We start from the raw sequence: 12200 nt of genomic DNA, 5'->3' as shown, positions 1-12200 counted from the left end.
GCTTACTTCGACTCCTTTTCTTTGTAAATTTCATATTGTTCAGCTAAGTTGTAAGGCATTTTTTCGTACATGATTTCCATTAAATCAGTTACTTTTTGTTTTGGAGCTTGGTCAGCCTTAGCAATTGCTTGTTTGATATCTTCTTTTGCTTCTTCGATTACTGTCTCTTCAACTTCTTGAGACCATAGGCCTTTAGCTTCTAAGAACTTACGGAAGCGTACGATTGGGTCTTTTTGTTCCCATTCGTTTTCGATATCTTTTGTACGGTAACGAGTTGGGTCATCACCAGCCATTGTATGTGGACCGTAACGGAATGTTAAAGTCTCGATTAAAGTAGGGCCTTCGCCATTTACTGCGCGCTCACGAGCGAAAGCAGTTGCTGCGTATACAGCTAATGGATCCATACCGTCTACTTGAATTCCGTAAATACCTGCTGCTACTGCTTTTTGTGCTACAGTTTTAGCTGCAGATTGCTTTTCTACTGGAGTAGAAATTGCATAACGGTTGTTTTGAACAACGAAGATTGCTGGAGCTTTGAATGCACCTGCAAAGTTCATACCTTCGTAGAAGTCACCTTGTGAAGCACCACCGTCACCAGTGTAAGTAATTGCAACAGATTTTTTACCACGTAGTTTCATACCTAACGCAACACCAGCAGTTTGGATGATTTGCGCACCGATAATGATTTGTGGAGCTAATGCATTTACATTCTCAGGCATTTGGTTACCCATGAAGTGTCCACGAGAGAATAAGAATGCTTGGTATAATGGTAATCCGTGCCATACTAATTGTGGTACATCACGGTACCCTGGTAAGATGAAGTCTTCTGCTTCAAGTGCGAAATGACTCGCTAATTGAGAAGCTTCTTGTCCAGCTGTAGGTGCGTAGAAACCTAAACGTCCTTGACGGTTTAAAGAAATAGAACGTTGATCTAATACGCGTGTATACACCATACGACGCATTAATTCTTTTAATTGATCATCAGATAATTCAGGCATAGCTGCTTCATTCACAACTTCACCGTTTTCATTTAAAATTTGTAATGTTTCAAATTGAGCTGCGATAGCTTTCATTTGCTCATCAACATTAAATAGGGTCTTTTTTGTTTTAGTACCCATTCCGTTCACCTCTTCCTCTCTTGAACCATATTCTGAAACGCTTTCACTGGCTATTTTCCAGTTTAAAAAGCGCAACGATGTAAACCAACATGTTTGTCTGTCGGTTGAGAATAATTTTGTGTACCTAACAATCTGTACTAATGTTTTTTCAGAAACATATTAATACAATCTTGATCACGTTTTTTAGTTTACAACTATTCTAATTACGATGTCAATTACTTTGAATACGTTTTTTTATAAATAATATGCAGGTTTCTACTACACAAACGTGTTTTTATTTTTTACATCTGTATTAGTAAGCATTGACCTACTGTTATATTATTCCCTTTTTCACTTATTTTTTCTCTTAGAATAATATGTAAACGATTTAATTCTCTTTAGTTTTTCTCTCTTCGTAACAAAAATATACAAACTACTCTTCCTTTTTTAGGTAAATACCTATACATTTCCACCCTCTCTTCCATACATTATAGTAACCGCAGTATTAGCGGGAAATGATAAAGGAGGTCATCTCATGTACGGATACTCATATTGCTATCCAACTTGTTCATATCCTTCCTACGGTTATGGCGGTTCTTGTGGCGGGTCTGGACGCGGCTTCGCCTTAATCGTTGTGTTGTTTATTCTTTTAATTATCGTTGGTGCTGCTTGCATTCGCTAATGTAAAACGAAACAACTATGGAAAGAAAAAGACGGCTTTGCCGTCTTTTTCTGTTTATCACATACATAACTACTCTATAATAGTACGATTTCCAAAATGCCTACCCTTTCTTGCCGATGACTTTTTCCATCTCCTTTGGTAGACTAAAGAGGAAAGGAGAGATTACATATGCTTACAATGAAAGATGTTATTCGCGAAGGAGATCCTATTTTGCGCAACGTTGCAGAAGAGGTGTCATTACCGGCAAGCGAAGAAGATACAACTACCTTAAAAGAAATGATTGAATTCGTAATAAATAGCCAAGATCCTGAAATGGCTGAAAAATATAGTTTACGCCCTGGAATCGGATTAGCGGCTCCGCAAATCGGTGTTTCAAAAAAAATGATTGCAGTTCATGTAACCGATGCGGATGGTACATTATATAGCCATGCATTATTCAATCCAAAAATCATTAGCCATTCTGTTGAACGTACATATTTACAGGGTGGTGAAGGCTGTCTATCTGTAGACCGCGAAGTACCTGGTTATGTTCCTCGTTATACAAGAATTACAGTAAAAGCAACTTCTATTAACGGCGAAGAAGTAAAATTGCGTTTAAAAGGTTTACCAGCAATCGTATTCCAACACGAGATTGACCATTTAAATGGCGTTATGTTCTATGACCATATCAATAAAGAAAATCCTTTTGCCGCTCCTGATGATTCCAAACCTCTAGAGCGATAATAATAAAGAGGCGGAAGTTAATCTTCCGCCTCTTTATTATGAAATGGGTTCCATATTCACTTATAGCAATCCAGCCCACTTTAGTCCATGATATATACCGTCTTCACTAACATCCTTTGTCACATGATTTGCAAGTTTTTTCAAGTCTTCATGGCCATTTCCCATCACAATACCTGTGCCAACGGCTTCAATCATTTCTAAATCATTTAAACCATCTCCAAATGCATACACTTGATCACGATTAAAACCTAACTTTTCAATGTATTTCTCAATTCCTTTTGCCTTAGAACCACCATTCGGAATGATATCCATTGAATATGCATGCCAACGAATAAAATGAAAATCTGGATAATGATTAATAAACTTTTCCTCTTCATTTACTTCACAAAAAAGTAGTGTTTGATAAATATTACGTTCCTCATAAAAATTAGGCTCATATGGTGGATGCTCAAAGTTTAAGCTTCCAAAGCCTTCTTTCACATAATCATGATATTCCACTGATGCTCTCATATCTTGATGGTCAAGATATACAAGTGGATATCCTTCTTGTTTTGCAAACTGAGTAAACTTATGTAAAGCATCTGGATGTAACGGATTATTAAATATTACATCATCTTCAAAGACAACGTATTGTCCATTAAAACTAACATAATTATGTATATCAAGTTCCTTACGAATATCTTCGAACATAAATGGCGCGCGCCCTGTCGCAATTGCTACATGTACACCTTTTTCTTGTAACTGTTTTACTGCATCTCGTGTAGATTGTGGAATTTTTTTATCATGATCTAATAATGTTCCATCAATATCAAAAAAGACAATTTTATCATTCATTTGTCAAAATCCTTTCTGGCACTCTATATTCCTATTTTGAATATCACTTTTCAAATTCTAAAAAAAAGTATAACATATTAAACATCTGTGAAGAAAGCGTTCCCTTTCTGACCTTATTTGTAAACTTTGCATATATATATTAGTAAAACATGTGGATACTTGTTCGGATGAATTTTCTTTTCCATTCTTCCTCATACTATACCTATAACTAACGGCTACTAATCGTTACTATAGAATAACTTTCACTGTATGGGAAAGGACAAGACTCACCATTCACTTTTGTCCTATCTCTTATATCAGAGATAGAATTTTCACTAGTAATATGCATGTTTAAAATAAGGAAAGGAAGGAGTAATCATGCTGAAGAAGCTGAAGAAAAAGCTCAAGCGTTATTTAAACGGTCTAGTCCGTAAAAAGACAATCGCTTAAATTGTGCCCATTTCGGGCTTTTTCTTCATTCTCATTCGAAAAAACATGAAAATCGTGACTGTTTGCTTTATAATAAGTAACAGATAATGCAAAACATAGACAAGGAGAGGTTTTCCAAATGATTTTTAAAGTATTTTATCAAGAAAAATTAACTGAGGTTCCAGTACGTGAAAATACAAAAGTTTTATATTTAGAGGCTACGTCTGAAAAGGATGTTCGTACAAAATTAAATAAGTTCGCATATAATATCGAGTTTGTTCAGTCTGTTACTGGCGCTCATCTTGAATATGAAAAAGAAAACGCTGATTTAACATTAGCGGAAATCGTATAGCGATATGAAATTTCTAAAAAACGACCAAGTTGCTGTATTTGCTCTCGGTGGGCTTGGTGAAATCGGTAAAAATACATACGCTGTTCAATTTCAAGATGAAATTATTATAATTGATGCTGGAATTAAATTTCCAGAGGACGAACTTCTCGGAATCGATTATGTAATACCAGACTACACTTATTTTGTGCGAAACGAAGATAAAATTAAAGGGTTATTCATTACACATGGTCACGAAGATCATATCGGCGGAATCCCTTACCTATTACGTCAAGTGAACATCCCGATTTACGGCGGAAAATTAGCAATTGCACTCATCAAAAACAAATTAGAAGAACACGGCTTACTTCGTAAAGCAAAACTTTACGAAATTCAAGAAGATGACGTTATTAAATTCAAAAAAACGTCTGTATCCTTCTTCCGTACAACTCACAGTATTCCAGATTCGTACGGCGTTGTTGTGAAAACACCTCAAGGTCAAGTTGTTCATACAGGTGATTTCAAATTTGATTTCACACCAGTTGGTGAACCAGCTGATTTAACAAAAATGGCTGAAATCGGTAAAGATGGCGTGCTATGTCTATTATCTGATAGTACGAACAGTGAAGTTCCAAACTTTACTATGTCTGAGCGTCGCGTTGGTGATAGCATTCAAGACATTTTCCGTAAAGTAGACGGACGGATTATATTCGCAACCTTTGCATCAAATATTCACCGCTTACAACAAGTTATTGAAGCTGCTGTTGAAAACAACCGTAAAGTAGCTGTGTTTGGTCGAAGTATGGAAGCAGCGATTGAAATCGGACAAAACCTTGGTTATATTCGTTGCCCGAAAGATACATTCATAGATGCATCTCAACTAAACCGTTTACCAGCTAATAAAGTTGTTATTTTATGTACAGGTAGTCAAGGTGAACCGATGGCAGCACTTTCACGTATTGCAAACGGTACACACCGCCAAATTCAAATTATTCCTGGAGATACAGTTGTTTTCTCTTCTTCACCAATTCCAGGAAATACAATTAGCGTAAGTCGTACAATTAACATGTTGTACCGCGCTGGCGCTGATGTAATTCACGGGAAACTTTCAAATATCCATACAAGTGGACACGGTGGACAAGAAGAACAAAAGTTAATGTTACGTCTAATTAAACCGAAGTACTTCATGCCAATTCATGGTGAATATCGTATGCAGCGTATGCACATGAACATAGCAAATGATTGTGGTATCCCTGAAGAAAATTGCTTCATTATGGATAATGGCGATGTTCTTGCTTTACGTTCGGATGAAGCTAGCGTAGCTGGAAAAATCCCATCTGGTTCGGTCTACATTGATGGAAACGGTATTGGAGATATTGGCAATATCGTATTACGAGATCGTCGTATCCTTTCTGAAGAAGGACTTGTAATTGTAGTTGTAAGCATTGATATGAAAGAATTTAAAGTTGCAGCAGGACCTGATATCATCTCACGCGGTTTCGTTTACATGCGTGAAAGCAGCGATTTAATCAATGATGCACAAACATTAATTACAACTCATTTAGAAAAAGTAATGGAGCGTAAAACAACACAATGGTCTGAAATTAAAAATGAAATTACAGACACATTAGCTCCATTCCTATATGAGAAAACGAAACGCCGTCCAATGATTTTACCAATCATTATGGAAATATAAGAAAAAGGACAATGCTATGAAGGCATTGTCCTTTTCTTTTCTCTTATCTTAAAAAGTGTTTAAATCGATCCACTTCATCGTCATGACCAATGACAATTAATATATCTCCTGCTTGAATATTCTCCGTAGCCCGAGGGGATACGATAACTTCTTTACCTCGTTTAATTGCTACAATATTCAATCCAAACTTCGCACGAATATCTAATTCAATTAAAGAGTGCCCATCAATTTTTTTATTCGCAATAATCTCTACAATACTATGCTCATCTGAAAGCTCAAGGTAGTCTAACACATTGCTTGATGCAATATTATTAGCAATCCTTTTTCCCATATCACGTTCTGGATGCACAATATGATCTGCACCTATTTTACTTAACACTTTTTCATGATAATCATTTTGAGCTTTTACAGTAATATTTTTTACACCCAATTCTTTCAAAATCAAAGTAGTTAGAATACTTGAATTTAAATTATCTCCAATAGCAACGACTACGTGATCAAAATTTCGAATACCAAGGCTTTTTAATACCATCTCATCTGTTGAATCTGCAATTACAGCATGCGAAGCTATATTTGCAAATTCATTAATTTTATCCTCATCTGAGTCGATTGCCATTACTTCCATACCTAATTGAGCTAGTTCTCGGCAAATACTTCCACCAAAGCGACCAAGTCCAATGACAGCAAATTCTTTTTCTTTCTCACCCACAGGAATTCCTCCAATAACTTCAAGTACTATTTATTTTCAGTGTAACACACTTTATATGCGTCACAAAAACTGTAATTAGCTTTTATTTTTGTTTTTGTATATAAAAATATTGTTGCAAGTAAAAAGCGATACCAACAAGTAACATAGCAAATACAAATATATTTCCAAACGAACTAAATGTTTCAAAAACGAATAATAATGTTTCTTGACCAAAAAAGGCAAATAGAAGCTGTATGAATGCAAATAACAACGCCCATATGTAATGATGTTGATGGAATAAATAATGCGTTGCACCTAAAAAAGCAATAAACGAAAAGATAAAGATCCACCAATTTTCTAAAAATAGTTGCCAACTAGAAAATTGATATCCATTTACTAATATCGCAATAAGCGCGATAACTGCCATCGTCGGCACACTCCAAAATAATGCCCGTCCTCTAAAGAAACGAGTGCCTTTAACATCACCTTTTTCATGTGCAATATATGTTAGTACTACTGTGCTTATATACAAAACAGAAAGAATTGTTAAAACGATAATAAGCCAAAAATGTAATTGATAATATTCATGTTCTATATTTGTCACGATTGCAGCTAACATGCATGGAATTAACATTCCCGTCCAACCATCTACTTTTCTTTCATTCCAAAAGACCGTATTACCAATCCTTATTCCTAACAACATAAAAATAATGATACCCAATACAAATAACGTAGTTTTATTCCCTACTAAACTCGTTGAGAAAGCAATTAATCCAATAAATAAAAAGAGCACAAACCCATTCATAATTTCTAGTACAGGTGATAAATATCTCTTCACCCATTTGTATGTTTCGTCATATTCATTATTATCTACTAAACGATAGGCATAAAAACTTATCCCAAAATAAACCGCCGCAATAATAACATACGCATATAAGACGAAACATAAAATCGCACTGCTAATTTGCACGTAATTCCCCACCCTTTTTTCTATGTTTCACATTGATTTTACACACTTTTCATACTAAAAGTAAACATATATAAGTTAGTCAAATAATTAATAATGAGCAGTGGCTAAAAACCCCCTGCTCATTATTAAAACAGTCCAATTAACTTTATTCTTTCATTTGTATGTAAATGTCTAAAATCACTCTATACGAGCGTTACTTACACCTCATAACAAAAAGTTTTTTGGAACCTTCAATAAAGCGGAAGTTTTATTTTCTATTCCCTTTCCACTTTACATATTGGCTTAAAAATGTAATTGCCTTTTCAATCACTTCTTCGTCTGGTTTTAATTTTGCATGATGTAAACCATATTCTGAATTTACTCCAAGCCAAAACATAAATCCAGGGATTTCTCGAAGCATATAACCAAAATCTTCACCTGTCATTGCCTCAGTACATGTAATAACATTCATATCTGTTTGTTTATGTACAAATTGCATAAACTCTCTTGTTAACTCTTCATGGTTATATACTTGATGATACATTGCTCCGTAATCTATAATCGCCTCACACTGGAAAGAAGCTTCGATACCTGCAACAATTGCCTCAATTCTGCTTTTCACACGCTTCATTGATTCCACTGATAATGTTCGAATCGTTCCTTCTAAACGAGATTTTTCTGCAATAATATTTTGAACCGTACCACCTGTAATTTTCCCGATTGTAATTACTGCACTATCAAGAGGATTTACATTGCGACTAATAACGGATTGAAGCTGTGTAACAAGATGACTCGCTGCAACAATCATATCATTTGCAGTATGCGGATAGGCAGCATGGCCACCTTTCCCTTTTAAATCAATATATAATTCTGAAGTATTAGCAAATAACAGTCCTTCTTTCGTTGCAATTGTCCCTACAGCGTATTCTGGTGCAATATGAAGACCAAGAATTATATTTGGTTTCCATTCTTTTAACTCTTCACTTTCTAACATAGGAAGTGCACCGCCTGGTCCTTCTTCTGCTGGCTGGAATAGAAATACAAGGTCATCATCTATTCTTTCGCTCACAGCTTTCGTTAGAAGGCCTAAACCGATTGTTGTATGTACATCGTGGCCACATGCATGCATCATTCCTTCATGAATAGAAGCAAACTCATATCCAGTTTCCTCTGTAATTGGCAGACCATCTATATCTGCACGATAACCTATTATTTTTTCTGGATTTTTTCCATTTACTTTAACGATTACACCCGTTTTCCATGTCTTCACTTCCACAAATTCATGAGAAAGTGTTCCTATATAATCTAAAATATACTGTTGTGTTTTCCATTCCTTAAATCCGATTTCCGGAATTCTATGTAGATCTCTACGAATTTGGACAAATTTGCTTACTGTCATTTTTGCACCTCTATCTATAAAAAGCGTAAGAGCCCATTTACGCTCTTACGCTTTTTTTACTTTTTATTTCTCTGGGTTTAATTGACGAAGCTCTTGTTTAATTTCTGTTTTTGCTTTTGTCTTCTCATCAATTTCTTTAATTACACGTGCTGGAGTACCTGCAACAACTGTGTATGGAGGCACATCTTCTGTTACAACAGCTCCTGCTGCTACAACTGCACCTTTACCTACTGTAACACCCTCTAAAACAACTACGTTTGCACCGATTACTACATCATCTTCAACGATAACTGGTTTTGCAGAAGGTGGCTCAATAACACCTGCAAGTACAGCACCTGCACCTACGTGACAGTTTTTACCGACTGTTGCACGTCCACCAAGTACTGCGTTCATGTCGATCATAGAACCTTCGCCAATTACAGCACCAATGTTAATTGTTGCATTCATCATAATTACAGCGTTGTCACCAATTTCAACATGGTCACGAATAATAGCACCTGGCTCGATGCGAGCTTTAATACCTTTTAAATCAAGCATTGGAATTGCAGAATTACGACGATCGTTTTCTACAACGTAGTCAACGATGTGCTTATTATTTTCATCAAGAATTGTCTTAATTTCAGACCATTCTCCGAATAATACACCTGATTTTTTATTCACAAATGCTTGTACTGTTTCAGGGAATGTTACTTCTTTTAAATCCCCTTTTATGTATACCTTTACAGGAGTTTTCTTTTCACTTTTTTGAATAAACGAAATAATTTCGTTAGCGTCCATCATTTTCATTCTTGTTGCCTCCTAAATCCATTTATAATGTTACTCTACCAAACGAAAGAGCGAGTAGCAAGATAATAATCTTATTTTTCCCTTTGAATTTCTTCTATAATTTCTAAAAATGCTTGTACTTGCTTCAACTGCCTTGCCGAGTCACTTGTTAACAACCATGTTTCTCTCGTCAGTTGAACAGGTGTTTTATACATATTTTCCTGTACTTCCTTTAAAACAGTAGAAGGTAAAAGGGCGTAACCTATACCATTTAAAACAAGTTGTTTGCATGTTTCAATTTGGTCAACTACAATCGTTCGCTTAGGCGGATTAGAAAATAAACCATACCACCAATTTTGTATTTGTCCATAATAAGTTGAGTCACTTTTAAATTGAATGAACGGTCTATTTGTTTCTTTTAGCATCGAAATATCTTTTATTTCTTTATCAACTAAATACAGTTCATCTTCAAATAATTGTTGCTTTTGACCTTTATATTCTTGTGTTCCCCTCAGTATAGCAACATGAACGTCTCCTTCATAAAACTGCTTTTGCACTTCACTACTCCATCCAGTAAACAGCGATATCTTTACAGAAGGATATTTATGCACAAACTTTTTCAAAACAGGAGGGAGCCAATATTGACCAATAACTGATGCAACAGCTATTTTTAAAGTTCCATGAGTTTCCGTTCTAAAAACAGCTAGCTCACTTTTTATATCCTCTTCCTTTTGCAACATTTCTTTGGCATAATTTGCAACTTTTTCCCCTTCAGGTGTAATTGTCAATCCTTTTTGTGAGCGAATAAAAAACTTCATTCCCCATTGTTTCTCCATAGATTGTAATCGTTGACTCAGCGCAGGTTGTGAAACAAATAAACGTTCCGCCGCTTTTCTCATATTTGATTCCTGAGCTAACACAACCATCATTTGAAAATCATCAATTTGCAACTTTCTCCCTCTTTCCTTAGCTTCCATACACCTTATTCCATTAAGCTTTCATTCAGAAAATACAATTTTTCAGCGCAAACTTCCCTTATGTTTTATGTCTTTTTTAATATAATACATACACAAGTGATATGCACGAAAAAAAAGTGACTTCTTCGTTTCTATGAAGTCACTTTTCTCACGTTATCGATTATGTTGCCTTACTTTCTTATTCAACAATTTTAAAATAGCCCGACGTGTTAAAATCCCCTCAAAATAGCCTTCTTCATTAACAGCGCAAATAAAAGGATGATCAATTGTCATTTCTAAAGCTTTTGCAAATGAATCTTCTAATTTAAGAAAAGGTATATCTTCCTTCATCACCTGCTCTACTTTCATATCATCAAGTCTTTCAAACTCAATACGCTCTAATCCTAACATACCATCTAATATCATGGCCGTACTAATCAAACCATGTAATTTATACATTGGATCTAAGACAGGTATCGCCGAATATCCAGATTTCACAAGAACGAGTAAAGCATGTTCTAAACCATTTCCAATTTGGACATGAGCTACTTTTTCCGATGAAATCATTAAATCCTTCACAAGAATTTGTTGAAATTCGTCTTTCGGAATACTAATCATATTACATCCCCCATTTTCCCTTTTTCCTGCTTATGTTCATAACTCTATTCACATTTTATGACAGCGTTTTCATATTATTATTTTGTCCTAAATTTATTTCAATAAAAATACAATCACACAGCTATTTTAGCATACAGCACAAAAAAAAGACTACCATTCCGGTAGCGCTTAATACCCTTTATTTTTTAATCTGTAAAATAACCTTGTGATTTTTTTATATTGCATCACATCTGTCTGTTTCAAACCATTCTCAATGTCCGTAAGTTCCACAGCTAAAATTTCACTTGCATAATTTTGCTGAAATAAAATATCTAGTAGTAAACTTTCTTCTTCCTTCGTTAAAACAACTTCCCTTTGCATATACCCCTCTCCTTACACTCGCATCGTTACTCACTCTTATTATATAAAAAATTTAACCTATTTAATAGATGTAATATTCAGTTTTTACCAAAAGATATGTAGCAATTATAAACATACAAAAAATCATTTCGTATATCGATTTGCATAACTAAACGCCGCATAAGCATCCGGCTTAATTTTTGCAGTTAATCCCATCGCTCGAATTTTTTCTGTCATATCTAAAATAAATTCTCTTGTTAAACCATCATTCCCAATGTCTAAATGAATTTCCATTATGAATCCAGCCCCATCTTGAGCATAAGGATGCAATAACTCCCATATTGTTTGTATATGAGTAGGCGTAAATAGACATGCGATTTCTTGACTAAACTGCGTTTCTAAATATATTTTCTCACGTAAGGTCGCTGGCTTATCTTTTACTGATCTATGGTGTAAACAACCCCAGGCACCTTTTCCAACACGATGAATATGGATTGCTGTAATAAACCTCGTATCCTTTTGATGCGCTTGCGAGTCTGTCCCAATGGATAATCGATACAAATTTCGCGGATCCTTTTCAATGAAACTACAAATACGGTTAAAGACCATATCAAAATTTAAATGTCTCTCTGAAACATTGTAAAATTTATGTGCACCGTCCACAGAGTCACGTCCTTTCAATTAGACAGACTTTTCGTATTCTCATTGTATGGGACAA

At 35.2% G+C, this 12200-nt stretch carries 14 protein-coding genes; 4 read left to right on the top strand and 10 right to left on the bottom strand.

Going from position 1 to position 12200, the window contains the following annotated elements:
* Nucleotides 1–2: 2 nt before the first annotated feature.
* Nucleotides 3–1118 (bottom strand): pyruvate dehydrogenase E1 component subunit alpha, encoded by a 1116-nt coding sequence (pdhA, locus tag IBT51_RS05690; RefSeq protein ID WP_000536895.1) that lies wholly within the window; start codon nt 1116–1118, stop codon nt 3–5.
* A gap of 514 nt (nt 1119–1632) precedes the next feature.
* Between pdhA and IBT51_RS05685 the strand changes: the two genes are divergently transcribed.
* Both IBT51_RS05685 and def read left to right on the top strand, forming a co-directional pair.
* Entirely contained in the window at nt 1633–1779 is a 147-nt protein-coding gene (locus IBT51_RS05685) for a YjcZ family sporulation protein (RefSeq protein WP_000274562.1), read from the top strand.
* Between the two features lie 168 nt (nt 1780–1947).
* Entirely contained in the window at nt 1948–2502 is a 555-nt protein-coding gene (gene def / locus IBT51_RS05680) for a peptide deformylase (RefSeq protein WP_000957048.1), read from the top strand.
* A 60-nt stretch (nt 2503–2562) separates the two neighbouring features.
* On the opposite strand, the gene IBT51_RS05675 is transcribed toward def, so the two are convergent.
* Nucleotides 2563–3336 (bottom strand): Cof-type HAD-IIB family hydrolase, encoded by a 774-nt coding sequence (locus IBT51_RS05675; protein ID WP_053563732.1) that lies wholly within the window; start codon nt 3334–3336, stop codon nt 2563–2565.
* A 547-nt stretch (nt 3337–3883) separates the two neighbouring features.
* On the opposite strand from IBT51_RS05675, the gene IBT51_RS05670 reads away from it, so the two are divergent.
* Both IBT51_RS05670 and rnjA read left to right on the top strand, forming a co-directional pair.
* Nucleotides 3884–4096 carry a DNA-dependent RNA polymerase subunit epsilon gene (locus IBT51_RS05670; protein WP_000576435.1) on the top strand — a complete coding sequence of 71 codons (213 nt, stop codon included), beginning with the start codon at nt 3884–3886 and terminating at the stop codon, nt 4094–4096.
* Between the two features lie 4 nt (nt 4097–4100).
* Nucleotides 4101–5768: a ribonuclease J1 gene (gene rnjA, locus IBT51_RS05665; protein ID WP_000670375.1), complete on the top strand. Its 1668-nt coding sequence runs from the start codon at nt 4101–4103 to the stop codon at nt 5766–5768.
* A gap of 43 nt (nt 5769–5811) precedes the next feature.
* Here the strand turns inward: rnjA and IBT51_RS05660 are convergent, their stop codons facing one another.
* The 8 genes from IBT51_RS05660 to IBT51_RS05625 form a co-directional block, all read right to left on the bottom strand.
* Nucleotides 5812–6477, bottom strand: coding sequence for a potassium channel family protein (locus tag IBT51_RS05660; RefSeq protein WP_000504032.1), 666 nt, complete (start codon nt 6475–6477; stop codon nt 5812–5814).
* 82 nt (nt 6478–6559) lie between these two features.
* Nucleotides 6560–7426, bottom strand: a complete 867-nt coding sequence (locus IBT51_RS05655) for a hypothetical protein (RefSeq protein WP_001167322.1) — start codon at nt 7424–7426, stop codon at nt 6560–6562.
* 247 nt (nt 7427–7673) lie between these two features.
* Nucleotides 7674–8804: an N-acetyldiaminopimelate deacetylase gene (locus tag IBT51_RS05650; protein WP_000218671.1), complete on the bottom strand. Its 1131-nt coding sequence runs from the start codon at nt 8802–8804 to the stop codon at nt 7674–7676.
* A 63-nt stretch (nt 8805–8867) separates the two neighbouring features.
* On the bottom strand, nt 8868–9590 hold the full coding sequence (dapD, locus tag IBT51_RS05645) for a 2,3,4,5-tetrahydropyridine-2,6-dicarboxylate N-acetyltransferase (RefSeq protein WP_000783241.1): 723 nt from the start codon (nt 9588–9590) through the stop codon (nt 8868–8870).
* 71 nt (nt 9591–9661) lie between these two features.
* On the bottom strand, nt 9662–10546 hold the full coding sequence (locus IBT51_RS05640; RefSeq protein ID WP_002094125.1) for a LysR family transcriptional regulator: 885 nt from the start codon (nt 10544–10546) through the stop codon (nt 9662–9664).
* A 153-nt stretch (nt 10547–10699) separates the two neighbouring features.
* Nucleotides 10700–11143 (bottom strand): cyclic-di-AMP-binding protein CbpB, encoded by a 444-nt coding sequence (cbpB, locus tag IBT51_RS05635; RefSeq protein WP_000623573.1) that lies wholly within the window; start codon nt 11141–11143, stop codon nt 10700–10702.
* 168 nt (nt 11144–11311) lie between these two features.
* Entirely contained in the window at nt 11312–11503 is a 192-nt protein-coding gene (gene abbA / locus IBT51_RS05630) for an antirepressor AbbA (protein WP_001188692.1), read from the bottom strand.
* Between the two features lie 123 nt (nt 11504–11626).
* Nucleotides 11627–12145, bottom strand: a complete 519-nt coding sequence (locus tag IBT51_RS05625; protein WP_000348490.1) for a ribonuclease H-like YkuK family protein — start codon at nt 12143–12145, stop codon at nt 11627–11629.
* Between the last annotated feature and the right edge of the window lie 55 nt (nt 12146–12200).

The organism is Bacillus sp. S71, from assembly GCF_016625265.1.
Classification (GTDB): domain Bacteria; phylum Bacillota; class Bacilli; order Bacillales; family Bacillaceae_G; genus Bacillus_A; species Bacillus_A cereus.
The sequence above is the reverse complement of the archived record's forward strand: the minus strand, read 5'-3'. Positions and strand labels throughout refer to the sequence as shown.